This window comes from Roseococcus microcysteis (assembly GCF_014764365.1).
Classification (GTDB): Bacteria; Pseudomonadota; Alphaproteobacteria; order Acetobacterales; family Acetobacteraceae; genus Roseococcus; species Roseococcus microcysteis.
Window position 1 is genome coordinate 3315820 of sequence record NZ_CP061718.1, and the last position, 21143, is coordinate 3336962.

17 protein-coding genes are annotated in these 21143 nt (G+C 69.6%); 13 read left to right on the forward strand and 4 right to left on the reverse strand.

What is annotated here, in order from left to right; all coding sequences use genetic code 11:
• The first annotated feature begins 8 nt into the window (after positions 1–8).
• From addB to trxA, 3 genes are read left to right on the forward strand one after another with little or no spacing between them, the layout of a single operon-like run.
• Positions 9–2990: a double-strand break repair protein AddB gene (gene addB / locus ICW72_RS15995; RefSeq protein ID WP_191083619.1), complete on the forward strand. Its 2982-nt coding sequence runs from the start codon at positions 9–11 to the stop codon at positions 2988–2990.
• The gene (addA, locus tag ICW72_RS16000) at positions 2987–6439 is read left to right on the forward strand and encodes a double-strand break repair helicase AddA (RefSeq protein ID WP_191083620.1); all 3453 of its coding nucleotides are present in this window, start codon (positions 2987–2989) and stop codon (positions 6437–6439) included. The genes addB and addA overlap by 4 nt, the downstream gene beginning before the upstream one ends.
• A gap of 52 nt (positions 6440–6491) precedes the next feature.
• Complete coding sequence (trxA, locus tag ICW72_RS16005; protein ID WP_184382651.1) at positions 6492–6821, forward strand: thioredoxin TrxA; 330 nt, start codon at positions 6492–6494, stop codon at positions 6819–6821.
• A 21-nt stretch (positions 6822–6842) separates the two neighbouring features.
• Here the strand turns inward: trxA and ICW72_RS16010 are convergent, their stop codons facing one another.
• Genes ICW72_RS16010 through ICW72_RS16020 form a run of 3 tightly spaced genes read right to left on the reverse strand, consistent with a single transcriptional unit; the run spans position 6843 to position 9014 of the window.
• Positions 6843–8036 carry a cupin domain-containing protein gene (locus tag ICW72_RS16010; protein WP_191083621.1) on the reverse strand — a complete coding sequence of 398 codons (1194 nt, stop codon included), beginning with the start codon at positions 8034–8036 and terminating at the stop codon, positions 6843–6845.
• On the reverse strand, positions 8033–8497 hold the full coding sequence (locus ICW72_RS16015; protein WP_191083622.1) for a hypothetical protein: 465 nt from the start codon (positions 8495–8497) through the stop codon (positions 8033–8035). Before ICW72_RS16015 ends, ICW72_RS16010 begins: the two co-directional genes overlap by 4 nt.
• Before the next feature lie 31 nt (positions 8498–8528).
• Complete coding sequence (locus tag ICW72_RS16020; RefSeq protein ID WP_191083623.1) at positions 8529–9014, reverse strand: hypothetical protein; 486 nt, start codon at positions 9012–9014, stop codon at positions 8529–8531.
• A 118-nt stretch (positions 9015–9132) separates the two neighbouring features.
• Between ICW72_RS16020 and ICW72_RS16025 the strand changes: the two genes are divergently transcribed.
• From ICW72_RS16025 to ICW72_RS20785, 3 genes are all read left to right on the forward strand, one after another.
• Complete coding sequence (locus ICW72_RS16025; RefSeq protein ID WP_191083624.1) at positions 9133–9858, forward strand: SapC family protein; 726 nt, start codon at positions 9133–9135, stop codon at positions 9856–9858.
• 4 nt (positions 9859–9862) lie between these two features.
• A complete protein-coding gene (locus tag ICW72_RS20780; protein WP_223880633.1) occupies positions 9863–10507 on the forward strand; it encodes a stimulus-sensing domain-containing protein in 645 nt (214 codons plus the stop codon).
• Between the two features lie 212 nt (positions 10508–10719).
• A complete protein-coding gene (locus ICW72_RS20785) occupies positions 10720–11526 on the forward strand; it encodes a sensor histidine kinase (protein ID WP_232370789.1) in 807 nt (268 codons plus the stop codon).
• 31 nt (positions 11527–11557) lie between these two features.
• Here the strand turns inward: ICW72_RS20785 and ICW72_RS16035 are convergent, their stop codons facing one another.
• A complete protein-coding gene (locus tag ICW72_RS16035) occupies positions 11558–13396 on the reverse strand; it encodes an ATP-binding protein (RefSeq protein WP_191083625.1) in 1839 nt (612 codons plus the stop codon).
• Between the two features lie 202 nt (positions 13397–13598).
• Between ICW72_RS16035 and rimP the strand changes: the two genes are divergently transcribed.
• The 7 genes from rimP (at position 13599) to truB (ending at position 21118) form a co-directional block, all read left to right on the forward strand.
• Positions 13599–14126 (forward strand): ribosome maturation factor RimP, encoded by a 528-nt coding sequence (rimP, locus tag ICW72_RS16040; protein WP_332308931.1) that lies wholly within the window; start codon positions 13599–13601, stop codon positions 14124–14126.
• Positions 14127–14131: 5 nt separating this feature from the next.
• Positions 14132–15661: a transcription termination factor NusA gene (gene nusA, locus ICW72_RS16045; RefSeq protein WP_191083627.1), complete on the forward strand. Its 1530-nt coding sequence runs from the start codon at positions 14132–14134 to the stop codon at positions 15659–15661.
• Entirely contained in the window at positions 15645–16289 is a 645-nt protein-coding gene (locus ICW72_RS16050) for an RNA-binding protein (protein ID WP_332308932.1), read from the forward strand. Before nusA ends, ICW72_RS16050 begins: the two co-directional genes overlap by 17 nt.
• 111 nt (positions 16290–16400) lie before the next feature.
• Entirely contained in the window at positions 16401–19235 is a 2835-nt protein-coding gene (gene infB / locus ICW72_RS16055; RefSeq protein WP_191083628.1) for a translation initiation factor IF-2, read from the forward strand.
• Positions 19236–19240: 5 nt separating this feature from the next.
• Positions 19241–19708 (forward strand): hypothetical protein, encoded by a 468-nt coding sequence (locus tag ICW72_RS16060; protein WP_191083629.1) that lies wholly within the window; start codon positions 19241–19243, stop codon positions 19706–19708.
• Between the two features lie 4 nt (positions 19709–19712).
• Positions 19713–20141, forward strand: coding sequence for a 30S ribosome-binding factor RbfA (gene rbfA / locus ICW72_RS16065; protein ID WP_191083630.1), 429 nt, complete (start codon positions 19713–19715; stop codon positions 20139–20141).
• 20 nt (positions 20142–20161) lie between these two features.
• Positions 20162–21118, forward strand: a complete 957-nt coding sequence (gene truB, locus ICW72_RS16070; RefSeq protein WP_191083631.1) for a tRNA pseudouridine(55) synthase TruB — start codon at positions 20162–20164, stop codon at positions 21116–21118.
• The last annotated feature ends 25 nt before the right edge of the window (positions 21119–21143 follow it).

A 21143-nucleotide genomic window follows, 5' to 3' on the forward strand; every position in this document is an offset into this window, starting at 1 on the left:
AAGGGGGCATGCGCCTCTTCACCATCGCCCCCGGCATGCCCTTCCTGCCCGCGCTGGCGCGCGGCGCCCTGGCCCGGCTGGGCGTGGGCGAGGAATTGGCCGCCGCCACCATCCTGCTGCCCACGCGCCGCGCGGCCCGGGCACTCCAGGCCGCCTTCCTGCACGAGGCGGATTCGCCCGCCCTGCTGCTGCCCCGGCTGCGGCCGCTGGCGGGGCTCTCGGTGGAGGATGCGGACGAGCTGGCCCTGCCCGCCCTGCTCGACCTGCCGCCCGCGGTGGACCCGCTGCGCCGCCAGGCGGTGCTGGCGGGTTTCGCGGCCAAATGGCCCCCCCGCTTCGGCGGCCCCCCCACGGCCGAGCACGCCTGGGCGCTGGGCGGCGAACTCGCCAAGCTGCTGGACGAGATCGCGCTGGAGGAGGCGGAGACCCTCCCGGACGACCCCGCCCTGCTGGAACATCGCTGGCTGGAAAAGCTGGACGGGCTGGCGCCCGAGCATCTGGCGAGCCATTGGCAGATCACGACCACCTTCCTCCGCGCCGCGGTCGTGGAATGGCAGTCCTGGCTGCACGCCCAGGGGCTGCTGGATGTGGGGGTGCGCCGCGTGATGGCGCTGCGCGCCCAGCGCCGCGCCTGGGAGGAGGCCCCGCCCGAGGGCGCCGTCATCGCCGCCGGCATCGGCATGGGCGGCACCATCCCCGCGGCGGCCGACCTGCTGCGGGTGGTGGCGACGCGGCTGCCCCAGGGCTTCGTGGTGCTGACGGGCGAGGATGCCGCCACCGCCGCCCTGCCCGAATCGGCGCTGCGCGAGGCCCCCACCCACCCCTTCGCCGGGCAGCGCGCGATGCTGGCCCGCATGGGCGCGACCCTGGCCGATGCCACGCCCTGGGTGGATGGCGAGGCCACGCCGCGCGCGCATCTGCTCGGCACGGCGCTGCTGCCGGCCGGGCATCTGGCGCCCTGGCTGGAACCCGGCCTGCGGCCGCAGGCGCTGGACGGCGTCACGCGGCTTTCGGCCGGTGATTCCCAGCACGAGGCGACTTCCATCGCGCTCGCCTTGCGGGGTGCCCTGGAAACCCCCGGCGCGCGGGCGGCGCTGGTGACGCCCGACCGGGATCTGGCGCGGCGCGTGGCGGCGGAATTGCCGCGCCATGGCATCCTGGCCGATGACAGCGCGGGGCAGCCGCTCTCCGACACGCCGCCCGGTGCCTTTTTGCGCCTCATCGCCAAGCTGGCGGCGGGGGAGATGGGGCCGGTCGCGCTGCTCGCCCTGCTCAAGCACCCGCTCTGCGCGGCGGGAATGGCGCGGGCGGAATTGCTGGAAGCGGCGCGGCTGCTGGAGGCGAAGGCCCTGCGCGGCCCGGCCCCTGCGCCCGGCTTCGCGGGGCTGCGGGCGCTCGCGCTGGCCGAAGCCGCGCCGCTGCTGGACGCGCTGGAAGCCTGCCTGGACGGCTTCACCGCCTTGCCGGAACTGGCCGAACCCCGCCCCCCCGCCGATCTGCTGGAAGCCCAGCTGCGCGCCGCGGAAGCCCTGGCCACCACGCCCGAATTGCCCGGCGGCCTGCGCCTCTACGCCCAGGCCGAGGGCGAGGCTTTGGCCCGGCACCTGGCCGCCCTGCCGCCGGCGCTCGCGGAACTGCCGCCCATCGCGCCCGCCGAATGGCCGGGCCTGTTCGAGGCGCTGCTGGCCGCCGGCACCACCCGCGCGGCCCGCGTGGCGCGCGGCCGCACGGGGGCCGCGCTGCACCCGCAGGTGGAGATTCTGGGCCTGCTGGAAGCGCGGCTGCTCGATTTCGACCTGGTGGTGCTGGGGGCGCTGGACGAGACCATCTGGCCCCAGGCCGCCGACCCCGGCCCCTGGATGAGCCGCCCCATGCGGCGCGAATTCGGCCTGCCCTCGCCGGAATTGCGGATCGGCCGCGTCGCGGCGGATTTTTTCCAGTTCGGCGCGGGCTCGCGGCGGGTGGTGCTGTCACGCGCCGCCCGGCGCGGCGGCAGCCCCACCGTGCCGGCGCGCTGGCTGACGCGGCTCGACACGCTGCTGAAGGGGCAGGGGCTGTCCATGGCCGCCGCCCCCGAGGCGCATTGGGCGCGTCTGCTGGACTTGCCCGCCCAGGTGCGCCCGCAGGAACGCCCCGCGCCCTGCCCGCCGGCCCGCGCCCGCCCGCACCGCGTCACGGTCAGTGACGTGCAGATGCTGCTCTCGGACCCCTATGCCTTCCATGCGAAGCATGTGCTGGGGCTCCGCGCCCTGCCGCCGCTGGAGCAGGAGGCGGATGCGGCCGACTACGGCAACCTCGTCCACACGGCCATGCACCGTTTCCTGGCGCAGCTCGGCGCCTCCTGGCCCGGCGAGGCCATGGCGCGCCAGATGTGGGAGGCGGCGATGGCCGAGGCCCTTTCCCGCGCCGCGCCCCGCCCCGCCGTCGCCGCCATCTGGGCGCCGCGGCTGGCGCGCATCGGCGCCGAGGTGATCCGGCTGGAGGCCGAGGCGCGGCCCGTGCTGGCGCGCAGCCTTGCCGAGGTGAAGGGGCGGCTCGAGTTGCGCCGGCCTGGCGGCGTGCTGCGCCTCGATGCCCGCGCGGACCGGCTGGACCTATTCCAGAACGGGAACCTCCGCCTCGTGGACTACAAGACCGGCACCACCCCTTCCGGCACCGCGGTGGAGCGCGGCGATTTCCCGCAACTCCCGCTGGAAGCCCTGATCGCGGAGCGCGGCGGCTTCGAGGGGATGGAGGGCGGCCCCGTCACCGCGCTGGAATACTGGCGCCTGACCGGTGCGCTGGAGCCGAGCGAGGTGACGAAGCTGAAGCTCGACATCGCCGAGGCCATCGAGCGCGCGCATGCCGCGCTGGCGCGCCTCGCGGACCGGTTCCTGTTCGGCACGGCGCCCTTCGCCGCCCATCCGCACCCGCGCCGCCGCGCCGCGCCGGATTACCGGCATTTGTCGCGCGCCGATGAATGGTCGGCGGGCGAGGGAGGCGAGGTATGAACGTCCCTCATGACGCGCGCGCCGAGGCCAATGCGCGGCAGCGCGCGGCGTCGGACCCGATGGCCTCCTGCTTCGTCACGGCCTCGGCCGGGTCGGGCAAGACCAAGCTGCTGACCGACCGGCTGCTGCGGCTGATGCTGGGCGGGGCGGCGCCCGAACGCTTGTTGTGTCTCACCTTCACCAAGGCGGCGGCGGCGGAGATGGCCTCGCGCCTCAATGCGCGCCTCGGCGAATGGGCGGTGGCCGATGCGGCGAAGCTGCGCGCCGAACTGACCGACCTGCTGGGCCGCGCGCCCGCGGGCGATGAGGTGGAACGCGCCCGCGACGCCTTCGCCCGTGTGCTGGAACTGCCCGGCGGCATGCGGATCGCGACCCTGCACGCCTTCGCCCAATCCCTGCTGCGCGGCTTCCCGCTGGAGGCGGGCCTCGCCCCCGGCTTCGCCGTGATGGAGGAGATGGACGCCGCCGCCCGCATGGCCGAGGCGCGGGAGGCGGAACTGCCCGCAAGCCCCGCCACGGGGCACCTCGCGACGCTGGTGGATGCGCGCGGCATGCAGGCCCTGCTGCGCGCCCTGCGCGATGAGGAGGCGGCGCTGGAGGCGGCCGTCACGGCCTCCGGCGGCAGTCTTTCCGGGCTGCGGAAGCGGCTGGCGGCGCGGCTGGGCCTCGACCCCCATGCCGATGCCGAGGCGCTGGCCATGGAGGCCGCGACGGGCGGCGATGACGGCGCGCTGTCCCGCGCCGCGGCCGCCCTGCTGCTGAGCGGCAATGGCAATGACGTGACGCGGGGCGAGGGCATCCGCGGCTTCCTCACCCTCGGCCCCGCCGCGCGGCTGGTGAAGCTGCCGGGCTGGGTGGACATTTTCCTGACGGACAAGGGCACGGTCCGGAAGAGCCTCGCCACCAAGGGCTGCGGCGCGGCCCAGGCGATGATCCAGGCCGCCCTCACCACCGAGGGCGAGCGGCTGCTGGACATCGAGACGCGCCGCTGCGCCCTGGCCCTGCTGGACGCCACCATGGCGGCGCTGACGCTGGGGCGCCCCGTACTCGGCCATTTCGCGGCGGCCAAGCGGCGGGTCGGGCGGCTGGATTATGACGACCTCATCGCCTCGGCCCGCGCGCTGCTGGACAATCCGGGCGCGGCCTGGGTGCTCTACAAGCTCGATGGCGGGCTCGACCACGTGCTGCTGGACGAGGCGCAGGACAGCAACCCGGAGCAGTGGGGCATCGCCGGCGCGCTGACGGCCGAATTCACCACGGGCGAGGGCAGCAACGACGCCCCCCGCACCCTGTTTGCCGTGGGCGATGTGAAGCAGTCCATCTTCGGCTTCCAGGGCGCGGACGCGACGGGGTTGCCGCGTGCCGCCACGCGCTTCGGGGCGCGGGCAGAGGCGGCGGGGCAGGAATTCCGGCGGGTGGAGCTGAATGTCTCCTTCCGCTCCGCGCCCCCCGTGCTGGCGCTGGTGGATGCCGTCTTCGCCGATGGCGCGGCGCGCGCGGGCGTGGTGGGCGAGGGCGAGACGCTGCGCCACAACCCCGACCGCGCGGGCATGGCGGGCTGCGTGGAGATCTGGCCCCTGCTGGCTGCCGGCGAGGCCGAGGAAGCCCCCGAATGGGAGGTCCCCGAGACCCCCATGGGCGAAACCGGCCCCGATTCCCGCCTGGCCCAGGTGCTGGCCCGGCGCATCCGCCACATGCTGGACCACGAGCGCCTGCCCGCCCGGCACGAGGGCGACCCCGCGCAGGGCCGGCCCATCCGCGCGGGCGACATCCTGGTGCTGGTCCGCAAGCGCGACGCCTTCCTGGCGCAGCTCGTCCGCGCGCTGAAGGAGCTGGACGTGCCGGTGGGCGGCGTGGACCGCATGGTGCTGGTGGAACAGCTGGCCGTGCTGGACGTGCTGGCCACGCTGGACGCCATCCTGCTGCCGGAGGACGACCTGCAACTGGCGGCGGCGCTGAAATCGCCGATCTTCGGGCTGGAGGAGGAGGATCTCTTCGCGCTCGCCCATGACCGCAAGGGGTCGCTGCACGCGCGGCTGATGGCGCGGCGGGGCGAGGGCGGGCGCGTGGGGGCCGCGGCCGATCTTTTCGCGGAGCTTTCCATCCGCGCGGACCACCTGCCGCCGCACGCGCTGATCGCGGAAATCCTCTCCGAGCGCGGCGGGCGGGCCAGGCTGCTGGCGCGCCTCGGGCCGGACGCCGCCGACCCGCTGGACGAGTTGCTGACGGCCGCCCTGGCCCATGAACGCGCCCACCCGGCCAGCCTCCAGCACTTCCTGCACTGGCTGCGCCGCGCCGCCACCGAGGTGAAGCGCGAACCCGAGAACAGCGCCGATCGCGTGCGGGTGATGACGGTGCATGGCGCCAAGGGCTTGCAGGCGCCCATCGTCATCCTGCCCGACACGGCCTCGGCGCCGCCCAACCGCTCCGGCCTGCGCTGGACGGAGGACGACCTGCCGCTCTGGGCGCCGCGCAGCACGGGCTTCGCCGCGCCCGTTTGGACCGCCGCGCAGTCGAGCGAGGCCCAGCGCGAGGCGGAGGAGGCCAACCGCCTGCTCTATGTCGCGCTGACGCGCGCCGAGGACCGGCTGCTGGTCTGCGGCTGGTATCGCAAGAAGAAGGCCCCGGCCTGCTGGCATGACAAGGTGGTGGAGGGCTTCCGTCGCCTGCCCGGCGTGGAGGAGGTGCAATTCGACCCCGGCGCCTGGGGCGCGGAGGCTGCGGGCTTCCTGGACAGCCCCATGCTGCGCCTGGAAACGCCGCAGGAGGGCGCGCGCCAGGCGGAACGCCTCGCCAACACCGCCGCCGATGCGCCCCCCTTGCCCGCCTGGGCGCGCAGCCCCGCGCCGGAGGTGGAGGGCCTGCGCATCGCCACCCCCTCGCACATGGAGGATGAGGAGGTGGAGGGGGCGGCCGCCCCCCCGCACGCCCCCGGCGACCCGCTGGGCACGCGCTTCCGCCGCGGCAATTTGATCCACGCCTTGCTGCAATCCCTGCCCGAACTGCCGGAGCCGCAGCGCGAGGCGGCGGGGGCGCGATACCTGGCGCGGCCCGGCCATGGGCTGGACCTCGCGCAGCAGGCCGAAATCCTGGCCGAGGCGCTGGGCGTGCTCGCCCACCCCGACATCGCCGCCGCCTTCGGGCGCGGCAGCCTGGCGGAGGCGCCCATCGCCGGGCGCATCGGTGCGCGGCTGATCCTGGGCGTGGTGGACCGGCTGCTTGTCGCGCCCGACGCCGTGCTGATCCTGGACTTCAAGACCAACCGCCCGCCGCCTTTGCGGCCGGAGGATGCGCCGGCCGGTTACCTGCGGCAGATGGCGGCCTATCGGGCCGTGCTGCGCCTCGCTTATCCGGGGCGGGAGGTGCGCTGCGCCCTGGTCTGGACCTATGGCGCGCGGGTGATGCCGCTGCCGTCAGCCTTGCTGGACACGCATGCCCCGACCGCTTGACCTGGGCACCGCGTGATCCGACTTATCGCGCAATGTGCAAGGATCGCATGCAATGAGCGAACTGACCAAGGCCGTGAGCGACGAGACCTTCCAGCAGGATGTGCTGGAGGCGAAGGGCGCCGTGCTGGTGGATTTCTGGGCCGAATGGTGCGGCCCCTGCCGTATGGTGGCCCCCATCCTGGACGAGATCGCCCAGGAATATCAGGGCAAGCTGACCATCGCGAAGGTCAACATTGACGACAACCCGGAGACGCCCAGCGCCTATGCGGTGCGCGGCATCCCCACCATGATCCTGTTCCAGGATGGCAAGCCGGTGGACACCAAGGTGGGCGCCATGCCGAAGAGCCAGATGAAGGACTGGATCGCGTCCAAGCTGGCGTGATGTCTGGGGCTGGAGTGAGGTCTAACCTCGCTCCAGCATCCCATGCCGCCAGAGATGCGCCGCGAAGTCGCGGTCCCGCGGGATGGCGCCATCGGCGAGCGCCGTGAGGTCGTCCATCTGTTCCGCGGTCAGGATGTCCACGCCGCCGGGCCAGTGCAGCGCCACCACCCCATCTTCGCCCTGCACCACATGGTGGTGCATGCCGTCGGCCAGCCGCAGCTTGCCTTCCGGCATGCGGTCCATCAGGCCCCGCGCCGGCAGGGGCTGGCGGTCCTGCGGCAGGTGGGACAGCAGCAGGTTTTGCAGGCGCTCCGCGAGGCCCGGCGCGGCCAGCCGCGCCAGGGCGCCTTCCAGCGCCGGGTGCAGGTCATCCTCGCCGATGCGCCAGGTGGGGACGGATTCGCGCAGCGCGGGGTCGGTCGCCTCCACATCATCCAGCAATTGCCGCAGCGCCTCGGCCCAGGAGGGTTCGAGGAAGCCCAGCGTGATGTGCAGCGAGGTCTCGCCCGGCTCGGTCGCCGCGTCGTGGAAGACGCCGCGCGGGATGTAGAGGGCGTCGCCGGGTTCCAGCAGCAGGGTGTGGGGTTCGCCCTCGGGGGCGAGCTTGCCGGTCCAGCCGGTGCGGCGGGTGGGGCGGGGCAGGGGCTCGCCATCCCAGACGCGCCAGCGCTTGCGGCCCTCGACTTGCAGCACCAGCACGTCATGCGTGTCGTAATGGGTGCGGAAGCCCTGGGCGGCGGGCGGCGTCAGGTAGAGATTGGCCTGGACGGCGTGGAGGAACAGCTTTTCCAGCCCCCGGCAGAGGCGTTGCAGGGGCGGATGCGTCTCGTCGAACTGGGAGACGACCAGCGAGGCGCCGGCGTCGAAGCGCGCCAACAGGCGCGGCAGGTCCACGCGCCCGTCATCGAGGGTGAATTCCTCGTGCGGCACGCCCGCGCTGCCGCGCTGGCTTTCATCGGCCATGGCGATGCGCGGCGTGCGCGCGGCGTCGGTGCGGAGATGCGCGTCAATGGCGGCGGTGGAGAGCACCTCGGCGAAGCGGTTCACGCCATGGCCGGGCAGGAAGCGCCAGTTGCGGGATTCCCGCATGGACAGCGCCTCGCTGACGCCCAGCCTGCCATAGGTCACGCCGAAGGCCCATTCGCCGAGGGTTTCGGCGGTGGGGGGGCGGAGGCTGCCCTTTTGGCTCCCCGATTGGCTGCCCTCTGGGCTCACCAGCGGCGGCCCCCGCGCCCATAGCCCACGCCATCATTGGGGTCGCTGTCGGTCAGCCCGGTGCGGATGCGGTTGCCGCCATAGCCGCCGCGATACCCGCCGCGGCCATAGCCCGCGCCATCATTGGGGTCGCTGTCGGTGATGCCGGTGCGGACGCGGTTGCCGCTGTAGCCGCCACGATAGCCGCCGCGCCCATAGCCGGCGCCGTCATTGGGGTCGGCGTCGGTCAGGCCGGTGCGGACGCGGTTGCCGGAATAGCCGCCGCGATACCCGCCGCGCCCATAGCCCACGCCGTCATTGGGGTCGGCGTCGGTCAGGCCGGTGCGGATGCGGCCGGTGGCCATGGGCGCCACATAGACGGGGCCGGGCTGGGCGGGCACGCAGGCGGCCAGGGTTGCGCCAGCGGCACTGAGTGCGGCCACGCGGAGCACCAGCAGGCGTCGGGACAGGCGTTCGGTCATTTTCCTTGGGCTCCGTTGAGCGCGGCGCGGATCACTTGCGCCCGCCACCGCGGCCATGGCCCGCGGTGTCATTGGGGTCGGAATCGGTCAGGCCGGTGCGGGGGCGCCCGCCACCACGGCCGTAACCGGGGCTGTCATTGGGGTCGGAATCGGTCAGGCCAGTGCGGGGACGGCCACCGCCACGGCCGTAACCGGGGCTGTCGTTCGGGTCGCTGTCGGTCAGGCCGGTGCGGGGGCGCCCGCCACCACGGCCATAGCCGGGGCTGTCATTGGGGTCGCTGTCGGTCAGGCCGGTGCGGGGGCGGCCACCACGGCCATAGCCCGGGCTGTCATTCGGGTCGCTGTCGGTGATGCCGGTGCGGTATTGCGCGCGGGCGGGCGCGGCGGCCAGGCCGCCCAGCAGCAGCGCGGCGCCCGAGGCCACCCGGGTCACGAAGAGGCGACGGCCAAGCCGGGCCCGCGCGACCTGCGTCCCGTCTTCCCTGCCTGGACCCTCCGTGGGGTCTGGGTGGGACATGGCCTTCCTCCACTTCTTCGTGTCGTTGTGGCATTCTGGATGCACGATGTTACGGACGCAAGCTTTCGTGCATCACAGATGACAGTTGCGCGCCATCAGAGCCAACAGGGGTTTAACAATGTCCGAAGCTGCCTCCCCGCTGCCGCCGCTCTATGGCGGGCTGGTGCCCCTGAACCAGATGCAGCACGCCCATTGGCGCGTGCGCGATGTGGGCTTCGGCTTCGCCGCCGGCATTCCCGCCGTGCCGCTGGCGCTGGAGGAGTTCCCGCTCGCCGCCCGCCACATGGGCGTGGTCTTCGCCACCGGCGCGCCGCACATGCCGCTCGCCATCCTGGGCGGCGGGCCTGGCCGCAACCTCTTCATCAATGAGGCGGGGGAGTGGCGGCAGGGCGTCTATGTCCCCGCCTATCTCCGCCGCTACCCTTTCCTGCTGGCCCGCACCGCGCCGGGCAGCGAGGAGCTGGCGCTCTGCCTCGACCCCGGCGCGCCCCAATTCTCCGAGGCCGAGGGCGAACCCCTCTTCGACGCCGAGGGCAAGCCCACCGCCATGGCCAGCCGCGCCTTCGAATTCACCCGCGCGGTGGAGGGCAGTTTCCTCCGCACCCAGGACTTCGTGGCCGCCTTGGCGGAGTTGAAACTGCTCGGCCCCGCCGCCGTGCAGTTCGAGCAGGGCGGCCGCAACCTGCGCGTGGACGGCTTCCACGCCGTGCAGCGCGAGGCCTTCAACGCGCTGACCGGCGAACAGCTCGTCATGCTGCGCGACAAGGGCTGGCTGGAGGCCATCCACGCGCATCTGTTCTCGGTGGCGGCGCTTCCCTCCATCGTGCAGCAGGCGGCGGCCTGAGCCTGTGCCCGAAGCGCCGCTGCTGAAGCCCGAGGCCCCGCCGCGCCCGCGCCGGCGGCGCGCCTGGGGCTCGCCCCTGCTGCGGCGCATCCTGCTGGTGAACGCCCTACCGCCGGCGCTGCTGGCCGTGGCGCTTCTCTACCTGGACCAGTACCAGGACGGGCTTCTCGCCGCCGAGGTCGAGGCCATGCGCACCCAGGCGCGCATCTATGCCGGCGGCATCAGCGAGGCCGCGGTCCGCATCCAGGATGACCGCGCGGTGCTGGTGCCCGAAGCCGCGCGGCCCCTGCTGCGGCGCCTGGTGGAGCCCTCGCCCAACACCCAGGCGCGCCTGTTCGACACGGCCGGCCTGGTGGTGGCCGACAGCCGCGTGCGCGAGAGCGTGGGCGGTGCCGTCGTCACCGAACCTTTGCCGCCGCCCGCCCCGCGCGGCGTGTTCTCGCAGGGGGTGGGGGGGTCTATGAATGGCTGCTGGGGCTGCTGCCCAGCGCCTCCCGCAACCCGGTGGTGCTGGACACGACGCCGGACGCGCAGAGCTTCGACTGGCAGCCCGACCTCGGCCCCGAGCGCCAGGCGGAGCTGCGGCTGGCACTCGAAGGCGGCGTCACCCCCTATATCCGCCGCACGCCGGATGGGCGGCTGCTGGTGAGCGTCGCCGAACCCGCGCGGCGCGGCGCGCAGGCCGTGGGCATCGTGCTGCTGACGCGCGAGGCGCGGGAGGTGGATGCGCGGCTTCTCGAAATCCGCGCCAGCGTGCTGGGGCTGTTCCTGCTGGCGCTGGCGCTGACCGTCGCCGTCTCCTTCTATCTGGCGCAGACGCTGGCGAGCCCGATCCTGCGCCTGGCGGATGCGGCGGCGGAGATGCGGCAGGGCAAGGGGCGCGGCGGCTCGGTGCCCGAGGACCTTTTGGCGCGTCGGGATGAGATCGGCATTCTCGCGCGGGATTTGCGGGCGGCGGCGCTGGCGCTCTGGGCGCGGATTGACGCCAATGAACGCTTCGCGGCCGATGTGGCGCATGAGCTGAAGAACCCGCTGACCAGCGTGCGCAGCGCCATCGAGACGCTGCGGCGGGTGGAGGATGTGGAGCAGCAACGCAGGCTGCTCGGCATCATCGCCAATGACGCGGTGCGGATGGACCGGCTGATCACGGATATCGCGGATTCCTCGCGCGTGGATGCCGAGCTTTCGCGCGTGATCGCGGAGCCGGTGGACATCGCGCCCATCCTGGCCGTGCTGGTGGAGCTGAACAACACCATCCGCCAGCCGGGTGAGCCGGAAATGATCCTGGAGGCGCCGGAACACCTGGTGGCAATGGGGGTGGAGGACCGGCTGGTGCAGGTGTTCCGCAACCTGCTGGGCAATGCCGTCAGCTTCAGCCCGGAGGGCGGGCGCGTCTGGCTGCGCGCGCGCGCGGCGGGGCCGGAGGTGGAGGTGATTGTGGAGGATGAGGGGCCGGGGATTCCGGAGGCGCGTCTGGAGGGGATTTTTGACCGCTTCTACTCCGAACGGCCGCGGGGGGAGCGGTTCGGGCAGCATTCGGGGCTGGGGCTTTCCATTTCGCGCCAGATCATTGAGGGGCTGCGGGGGAGGATTGCGGCGGAGAATAGGAGGGATGCGGAGGGGAAGGTGATTGGGGCAAGGTTTTTGGTGCGGTTGCCGGTGGGCTAGCAACTGGCAGTGAACCTAGACACCTGGATAGTCACCGCAATTTTTGTTTTGCATTAAATTGCAGCACCTCCTCAAAGACCCGGTTCCGAGCCTTTGCATCGATCAAAAATGAGGAAGCAGGCATAACATAAAAATGTAGCGGAACGTCATTTTCACTGCCAATTTGAAAATCATTATATAAGACTTTTTCGTTTAGTGAAAACACGTCTTTGAAATTCGTTTGCTTCATATCCGCATAAAATTCGTCGTCAATTTCGACGACAGCAAATGCGAACACTTCGCGCAGCGTTGGAACGCGTTTTACCAACTCATTTGCGTAGAATCGGCATTGAAGCAAAGCCTTGTTATTTTCAAATATATCAGCGCCAGGCTTTTTAAATTCGACGATGACTAATTTATTCGGGTGACCAGAATTATCTTTGGAGAAAAATCCTGCGATATCTGGACGGCGCTGCTGCTTAGATTCAGTTTGTTCGTTGACTTCTTTGACAACTTTCGCAAGCGCTTCGTCGCTAAAAATGTTGTTATAAGATAGAAACTTATCGTCAATTAGCCAAACATTATTCTCTCGAATATCGTTGCCGTCGCTGTGTTTCTTCAGTATTGCGTTGTGCAGCGCCTCTTCGGCCGCGTCGCGCGGCATCTTCGCCAGCGACTCGATTACCAGCGCTCTATGAACTATAAATCGCGCGAGGTCGTCGCTCGCAAGATGCGAAATGTCGTCAAATGCAATGGGAGCTCCAACCTCCATAGCTTCGACAAGGGTATCTTCCCGTCGTGCGAGTTGAGCTCGATACGTTTTTACAATTTCGTCAGCATCTAGCAATCCTACTTCACCATTAAGAGAGTCTATTTGGATAAATGGATAATATGTAACGAGTTTTTTGACATTTGTTTGCTTGAATTCTTGTATTTCATTTTGTGCGGCCGCATTAATAATTGACAGGCATTCCGCTCGAATTCGCGGCATCAAGCTTTCTCTACTGATTGGAGAAATTAAGTCAGAATCGGCGCTGGTTGCAGGGATCTCCAGCCGCTTCCGCTCCATGTTTGCGCGCCCGCTCAGATAGCCTGAGGTGACAGATATGACGTAGCGGCATATGTCGAAGCGCTTGCTTATCGGCATTTCTTCTACGCATATTTCGTCGGCGCACAGCATCGCCGTGATGCCCTTCAAGGGCGGCTCGTCACGAAATAAATAACAATCAAACCTCTCTCCCTCGAACTCAAAAGCATGCGTCGCATAAGCTTCAATGGACTGCCCCCCAAAGATAACATGCTCGGGGAAAGGTTGCTGCGAGTTGTGCGTAAATTCGATCTCGACGCTTTTTCCTGCCTGCTTCTTTAAAAAAAGAAGAAGCCTAAGGTCATCACAAATTGAGTTAACCAATTTGGTGACTTGACTGTTGACTCGATCTTTTATTTTACTTATTGTGATAACTGTAGAATTCGGCCCAGTTCTTTCGATTTTTTCGACATCATCAAGCTTAAAGTCTGGAGTATAAAAGAATTGAACTTTTTTGCTTGGCAACTGGCTTTCGATTTTTACCGAATCGGCAAATTTCAAGAATGAAAGGCGGCCTACACCTTTGCCTCCCAGATGATCTTTATGATTGGTGTAGACTTCATCGAAATAATTTAAATTGTCGTCCGTAAATCCTTCGCCATTATCCGAAATTCTTATACTGTGCAGTGCGCTTCGAGCGTCGTCACCGAACAGCGTCGGGTGGCGATCAAATTGCAGATCCACCGAAATGGAGGTCGCGCTCGCATGAATTGAATTCGTTACTGCTTCGCGGATGACGTCGCGTGCAGTTACGCCCCCTTTGTAGTGTTCATTTAAGAATTTTCGGAGATTAATGCGAGCCATGATCGCATCTTATGGAAAGGCATCGGCGGCGGCAATGTCTCTTTCCTAGCGGACGCTTGCGGTTAGGGGGGCAATCGGCTGCCTCGAATGACGGCCCGGATTAGTCACCCCTTGCACCCCCCTCCCAAAAAGCGCATATCTCCTCCATTCACACCATCTGAACCATCAGGGGGGTGGCCTTCCGGGGCCGCCTTTTTTGTTTTTGACGATCGAACGTCCCCGCCATGAAGGGCTCGACGCCCGCATCGCCGACCTCGTGGCGCCGACCATCGAGCACATGGGCTATGAGCTCGTGCGCGTGCAGGTCAGCGGCAAGGAACGCCCCACCGTGCAGATCATGGCGGACCGTGCCGATGGCGCGGCCTTCACGGTCGAGGATTGCACCGAGATCAGCCACGCCATCGGCGCCGTGCTCGACGTGGCGGACCCCATCAAGGCCGAATGGATGCTGGAAGTCTCCAGCCCCGGCATTGACCGCCCGCTGACGCGCACCAAGGATTGGGAGCGTTACGCCGGCCACATCGCCACCGTCGAAATGCTGGTGCCCTTCGAAGGCCGCAAGCGCTTCCGCGGCGTGGTGCTGGGCGCCGACATGGAAGCCGCCCGCCTGCGCCTGGACGAAGGCGGCGAAATCACCCTCCCGCGCGACCAGATGCGCCGCGCCAAGCTCGTGCTGACCGACGAACTCATCGCCGCCACCGCGGCCTCCCAACCCGAGACGAGGAACTGACACCCATGGCCCTCGACACCGCCATCCCGCGGCCCGAATTCCTCCAGGTGGCCGACGCCGTCGCCCGCGAGAAGATGATCGAGCGCGAGGAGGTGCTGGAGGCCATGGAAATGGCCATGGGCAAGGCCGGGCGCCAGACCTATGGCCAGAACAAGGACATCCGCGCCGAGATTGATCGCCGCACGGGCGCCGTGAAGCTCTCCCGCTGGACCCTCATCGTCGAGGATGACGCGGTCGAGGACGAAGAGACGCAGATGCCCATCCGCATCGCGCAGAAGATCAAGCCCGGCATCGCGGTCGGCGAATACATCGTGGACCCCCTGCCGCCGATCGATTTTGGCCGCATCGGCGCGCAGACGGCCAAGCAGGTCATCGTGCAGCGCGTGCGCGAGGTGGAGCGGAAGAAGCAGTTCGAGGAATACAAGGACCGCGTGGGCGAGATCATCAACGGCACGGTCAAGCGCACCGAGTACGGCAACCTGATGGTGGACCTCGGCCGGGCCGAGGCGCTGCTGCGGCGTGACGAATGCATCGCGCGCGAGGCTTTCAAGAATGGCGACCGCGTGCGCGCCTACATCTACGACGTGCGCGAGGAACCGCGCGGCCCGCAGATCTTCCTCAGCCGCACGCATCCGGGCTTCCTGGCGAAGCTCTTCGCGCAGGAGGTGCCGGAAATCTACGACGGCATCATCGAAATCAAGGCGGTGGCGCGCGACCCTGGCAGCCGCGCCAAGATGGCCGTGATCAGCCGCGACAGCAGCATTGATCCGGTCGGCGCCTGCGTCGGCATGCGCGGCAGCCGCGTGCAGGCGGTGGTGGCGGAGCTTCAGGGCGAGAAGATCGACATCATCCCCTGGAGCAACGACATCGCGACCTTCATCGTGAACGCCATGGCGCCCGCCGAGGTGTCCAAGGTGGTGCTGGATGATGACGACAAGCGCGTGGAAGTGGTGGTGCCCGATGAGCAGTTGTCGCTCGCCATCGGCCGGCGCGGGCAGAATGTGCGCCTCGCTTCGCAGCTGACGCGCTACGACATTGATATCCTGACCGAGGCCGGCGAGAGCGAGCGCCGCCAGGAGGATTTCCGCAAGCGCAGCGGCCTCTTCGTCGAGGGTCTCGACGTGGACGACGTGATCGCCGGCCTGCTGGTGACCGAGGGCTACGGCTCGATCGAGGAGATCGTGGACGTGGACGACGAGGAGCTGGCCGGCATCGAGGGCTTCGACGAGAACATCGCGGCCGAGCTGAAGCGCCGCGCCATGGCCTTCCTGGAGCAGAAGGACGCGGAGCTGGCGCAGAAGCGCACCGATCTCGGCGTGGAAGATGGCGTGGTGGACCTCGGCTACTTCACCAACGCGCAGCTCGTGTCACTGGGCGAGGCGGGCGTGAAGTCGCTGGACGATGTGGCGGACCTGGCTTCCGACGAACTCATCGAAATCCTCGGCGAGGGCGCGATGGACGAGGAGACGGCGAACGCCGTCATCATGGCCGCCCGCGCCCATTGGTTCGGCGAGGAGGGTGGGCAGCCTGGCTGACGCCGCCGAACAGGACGAGGACCTGCCCGACGACGCCATCGCCCGCGAACGCGGCCCGCTTCGGCGCTGCATCGTCACGCGGCAGGTGTTGCCGAAGGAGGCGATGCTCCGCTTCGTCATAGGACCCGCGCGCGAACTCATCCCCGATCCGGGTGGACGTTTGCCGGGCAGGGGCCTATGGTTGGCCGCGCAGGACGGGGTTCTTCGCAAGGCGTTGAAGCAGGGGGCGTTCGCACGGGCAGCGCGGGGGCAAGTCATTGTCCCGGCGGACCTGGGCGCCTTCGTCGTTTCCGCGCTGCGGCAGCGGGTGAAGGATTTCCTCGGTTTCGCGCGCCGTGGCGGTGAGGCCGTGGCGGGGCGGGAGGCGGTGCTGGAATGGCTCCGCGCCGGGCGGGTGGCGCTGGTGGTCCAGGCCTCCGACGGCAGCCCGGCCGAGCGGGAGCGCCTGCTGGGCCGCCGGGAATTGCCGGTGCTGGCGCCGCTCTCCGGCGAGGCGCTGGGCGCGGTCTTCGGCCGGGATCGGGTGGTCCATGTCGCGGTGGCGCCCGGGAAGCTGGCGCAGGGTTTGCTGGTCGAGGCGGAACGCCTGGCCGGCTTTGAAATGGACGCGGGCCATGGCCCCGCGTGAGGAACGCGCCCCCGGACAGGTGTCGGGGCGTGACGGTGCAGCGGCCGCGGGCCGCGTGTTTTTCAGGTGCCCCTGGGCGGTGACGCCCGCGGGACGAGTTCGGAACGGCGGATGAGCGACCAGAACGATCAAGATGCGGCGAAGAACCGGCTGAGCCTCCGCCCCGCGGGGCGGCTCGAGCTCGGCAAGACGGTGGACGCCGGAAGCGTGCGGCAGAGCTTCAGCCACGGCCGCAGCAAGGTGGTGCAGGTCGAGGTGGTGAAGAAGCGCGCGCCCGCGCCGGCCGCGCCCACGGGTGCCACGCGCCCGACCGGTGCCACGCCCACGGCCCCGCGCGCGTCCGGCGCCGCGCCGCCGGCGGCGTCGCGCAGCGGTGCGCCCGCGCGCCCCGGCAGCGGCCCCGCCCGCAGCGGCGGCGGCGCCCCCACCGTGGGCCGCCCGCTGACCGCGGCCGAGATGGCCACGCGCCAGCGCGTGCTGGAAGAGCAGCGCCGCGTCGAGGCCGCGCGTGAGCGTGAGCAGCGTGAGCGCCAGGCCCTCATGGTCCGCAGCGCCGCCGAGGAAGCGGCCCGCCGCGCCGAGGAAGAAGCCCGCGCCGCCGAGGAAGCCCGGGAAGCCGCCCGCCAGGCCGAGGCCGAAGCGGCCGCCGCCGCGCGCGAGGCCGCCCGCGCGCCCGCCGCCCCGGAGCCCGAACCCGCCCCCGCGCCGGCCCCTGCCGCCGCCCGTGCGCCCGAGCGCGCCCCGGCGCCCGCATCCCGTCCCGCGCCGCGCGCCCCGCAGCAGCCGGCCCCCGGCATGCCCGGCAGCACCGTGCGCCCCGGCGCCCAGCGCGTGACGCCTCTCGCGGCCCGCGCCCAGCCTGGCCCGGCGCTGCGGCCCAGCCCCTCGGCCACCACGCCGGCGGCCAAGCTCAGCCTCGGCCCGCCGCGCGTGCGCGAGGAGGATGACGACCGCCGCGGTCCCGCCCGCCGCACCGGCCCGCCGGGCCCTGGCGGCGCGCGCCGCGTCGTGGCCGCGCCCGTCAAGAAGACCCCGCTGGCCGGCCCCCGACGTGAAGGCCGCATCGACGTCGCCGCCGCGATGGATGGCGATGACGATCGCAGCCGCTCGATGGCCTCGGTCCGCCGTGCGCGCGAGCGTGAGCGGCGGCAGCAGGAACTGGCCCGGCTGCGCGCCGGCCAGGAGCGCGTGGTGCGCGACGTCATCATCCCCGAGACCATCACGGTCCAGGAACTCGCCAACCGCATGGCGTCCCGCGCGGGCGAGGTGGTGAAGGCGCTGTTCCGCATGGGCGTGATGGCGACCATCACGCAGTCCATCGACGCCGACACGGCCGAGCTGGTGGCGCAGGAATTCGGCCACCGCGTGAAGCGCGTCTCCGAGGATGACGTGGAAGTGGGGCTGGAAGGCGCCGTGGACGAGGAGGGGACGCAGGTGCCCCGCCCGCCCGTGGTGACCATCATGGGCCATGTGGACCACGGCAAGACCAGCCTGCTGGACGCGCTGCGCAAGACCGACGTGGTGGCGAAGGAGGCGGGTGGCATCACCCAGCACATCGGCGCCTACCAGGTGCAGACGCCCTCTGGCGTCGTCACCTTCATCGACACCCCGGGCCATGAGGCCTTCACGGCCATGCGCGCCCGTGGCGCGTCGGTGACGGACATGGTGGTGCTGGTGGTGGCCGCCGATGACGGCGTGATGCCGCAGACCATCGAGGCCATCAAGCACGCCCGCGCGGCGAACGTTCCGCTGATCGTGGCCGTCAACAAGATCGACAAGCCGGGCATCAACCTCGACCGCGTGCGCAATGAGTTGCTGCAGCACGAGATCGTGGTGGAGAGCCTGGGCGGTGAGACGCAGGAAATCCAGGTTTCGGCCACCAAGGGCACGAACCTCGACAAGCTGCTGGAAGCCATCCTGCTGCAGGCGGAAATCCTCGACCTGCGCGCCAATCCGGACCGCGCCGGCGAGGGCACCGTGATCGAGAGCAAGCTCGACCGCGGGCGTGGCCCCGTGGCCACCGTGCTGGTGCAGAAGGGCACGCTGAAGCAGGGCGACATCGTGGTGGCCGGCGCCGAATGGGGCCGCGTGCGCGCCCTGGTGGACGACAAGGGCAAGCAGATCAAGACGGCTGGCCCTTCGGCCCCCGTCGAGATCCTGGGCCTTTCGGGCGTGCCGGCGGCCGGCGAGAACTTCGTCGCGGTCGAGAACGAAATCCGCGCGCGGGAGGTCAGCGAATTCCGCCAGCGCCGCGCCCGCGACAAGGCGGCCGCGGCGCTCGGTGCCGGCCGTGGCACGCTGAACGACATGCTGGCGCGCATCCAGGCGGGCCAGCAGAAGGAAGTGGCCGTCGTCGTGAAGGCGGACGTGCAGGGCTCCGCCGAGGCGATCAACGTCACGCTCGGCAAGCTCGGCAATGACGAGGTGAAGGTCCGGGTGCTGCACTCCGCCGTGGGTCAGATCACCGAGAGCGACATCCAGCTCGCCAAGGCGTCCAATGCGGTGGTGGTGGCCTTCAATGTCCGCGCCACCAGCCAGGCGCGCGAGATGGCGCAGCGCGACGGCGTGGATATCCGCTACTACTCGATCATCTACCAGGTGTCGGACGACATCGAGGCGATCTTCAAGTCGCGCCTCGCCCCCGTCCAGCGCGAGAACTTCCTGGGCTACGCGCAGATCCTGCAGGTCTTCGAGGTCAAGCGCATCGGCAAGGTGGCCGGCTGCCGCGTGACCGAGGGCGTGGTGAAGCGCGGCTGCGGCTTCCGCCTGATCCGCGACGGCGTGGTGATCCACGAGGGCGAGCTTTCCACGCTGCGCCGCTTCAAGGACGACGTGAAGGAAGTCACGAACGGCTACGAATGCGGCATGGGCTTCCGGAACTTCGATGACATCCGCGTGGATGACCAGATCGAATGCTTCGAGACGGAAACCGTCGCCGCGGCGTGATGTGAATGGAGACGGACGGGGCACGGCGCGATGAGGAGGTCTCCCTCCTCCTCGAAGCCATTCATGACGGGGTGATGCAGATCCGCTTCAATGTGACGGAGCTGAACACCCCTGGGCGCCCCACCCATTCCTATCGGGACAACTGGCTGGTGATGGGCGCGCCCTTCGTCATCGCCCTGCTGTTCTATCCCATCGCCTGGTGGCTGGCGCTGGGGTTCCTGGCCACGGGCTTCGCCTATGTGGCGAAGCTGGGCCGCCCCTGGATCTTCGGGCGCTGCATGAAGCGGGCCATGGCGCTGCTGGAAGCGGACCATCGCCGCTTCAACGAATTCTGGCGCGAGGGCATGTTCATGCTGGTACACAACCCCACCGGCGACAGCTGCCCCGCCCGCCAGCCCGAGGTGCGGGGCTTCATCCGCCACCATCTGGCACCCATTCCGCGGGCCCCCATTCCCCCGGCACAGGAGGCCTGAGACCATGGCCCGTTCATCCTCCCGGGGGGCTGGCGCCGCCGCCGGCCCCTCGCAGCGGCAATTGCGCGTGGCCGAGGAAATCCGCCACGCCCTGGCCGCGCTCTTCGAACGCGCGGATTTCCGCGACCCGGACCTCGCCAATGCGCGCATCACGGTGACGGAGGTCCGCGCCTCGCCGGACCTCAAGCACATGACGGCCTTCGTCAGCGGCCTGGGCCGGGATTTGCCGCCGGAGCAGTTCGCGGCGCTGAAGCGCGCGGCACCCTTCCTGCGCAGCCAGATCGCCAAGGCGGTGCGGCTGAAATACGCGCCGGACCTGCATTTCCAGCCCGATACCGCGCTGGACTACGCCCTGCACATGACGCGGGTGCTGCGCCAGCCCGAGGTGGCGCGCGACCTGACCCCCCGCCCGGATTCCGACGAAGAGGGCTGACCCGCCCTCAAGGATTGCACATGCCCCGCCAATTCAAGAAAAAGCCCCGCGGCCGTGACATCAACGGCTGGTTGATCGTGGACAAGCCCAGCGGGATCGGAAGCACCGATGTCGTGAACAAGGTGAAGCGCGCCTTCGACGCGCAGAAGGCGGGCCATGGCGGCACGCTGGACCCGCTGGCGACCGGCCTGCTGCCCATCGCCTTCGGCGCCGCCACCAAGACCGTGCCCTATGTGATGGACGGCACCAAGGTCTATCACTTCACGCTCCGCTTCGGCGAAGCCCGCGATTCCGACGATGCCGATGGCGCGGTGACGGAAACGAGCGAGGCCCGCCCCACGGACGAGGCCATCCGCGCGGCGCTGCCGGCCTTCACCGGCGACATCATGCAGATCCCGCCCATCTATTCCGCCATCAAGATCAATGGCGAGCGCGCCTATGACCTGGCGCGCGACGGGCAGGAGGTGGTGCTGGAAGCCCGCCCCGCCCGGGTGGACCGCTTCGAGCTGATCGCGCGGCCCGATGCCGACACCGCCATCTTCGAGGTGCAGTCGGGCAAGGGCGTCTACATGCGCAGCCTGGCGCGGGACCTGGCGCGCGCGGTCGGCACGGTGGGCCACATCGCCGCCCTGCGCCGCCTGCGGGTCGGCCCCTTCCTGGAGGCGCATGCCGTGCCCCTGGACAAGATCGCGGGAAGCGGCGATACGCCTCCTCCTTCACTGGACGTCCTGCTTCCGTTCGCGACCGCGCTGGCCGACATCCCGGCACTGGCCGTCACGGAAGGGGAGGCCGCCCGTCTCGGCTTCGGCCAGGCCTTGAGCCTGGTGGAATTCATGGGACGGGTTCCGCCCGACGCCGACCCCGATGGGGGCTTGGTGCGCGTGGTGGCAGGGGAGCGGTTCGTGGGCCTGTGCCGTCTCGAGGAAGGGATGCTCAGGCCCGAAAGGCTGATGGCCGACGCCATTCGGGCGGCCTGACACCGGCGCGCCGTCGCATCCCTCA